Here is a 581-nt window from a genome sequence, read left to right as displayed (position 1 = left end):
TCGGCCCAGATCTGTGCCAGCACCGTCTCCATCTCGCCCTGCGGCGGCGCGTAGGCGCGATGCGCATACGCCTCATCTTCCGGCGCCGGCAGCGCCTTGCGGTCGAGCTTGCCATTCACCGTCAGCGGCAGCGCCGCCAGCCGCACGAACGCCGCCGGCACCATGTAGTCCGGCAGCTGCGCGCCCACATGCGCCCGCAACGTGGCGGCCAGCTCAGCTCCAGCGCCATCCGGCTCATCCGATTGAGCTTCAGGCGCACACACCACATAGCCGACAAGACGCTGCTCGCCGGCGCCGTCCTGCTGCGCCACCACCACCGCCTCGCGCACCCAGGCATGCTCGATGAGCCGCGCCGCAATCTCCCCCGGCTCGATCCGGAAGCCGCGGATCTTCACCTGGTCGTCGTTGCGGCCCAAAAACTCCAGATTGCCGTCCGGCAGATAGCGCGCCAGATCGCCGGTGCGGTACAGCCGGTCGCCCTCGACAAAGGGACTGGCGATGAACCGCTCCGCGGTCAGCTCAGGGCGGTTGAGATAGCCGCTGTCTCTTATACACATCTCCGAGCCCACGAGACTTAGGAT

At 67.6% G+C, this 581-nt stretch carries 1 protein-coding gene; it reads right to left on the bottom strand.

Annotated features, from left to right (window positions below; all coding sequences use genetic code 11):
• A partial coding sequence (locus tag PMN64_RS42950; RefSeq protein WP_411785135.1) for an AMP-binding enzyme occupies nt 1-581 on the bottom strand: 581 nt, incomplete at both ends.

The organism is Bradyrhizobium sp. UFLA01-814 (assembly GCF_046718885.1).
Lineage (GTDB): Bacteria > Pseudomonadota > Alphaproteobacteria > Rhizobiales > Xanthobacteraceae > Bradyrhizobium > Bradyrhizobium elkanii.
Note: the sequence above shows the minus strand (reverse complement) of the source record. Positions and strands in the feature narration are given on the sequence as shown.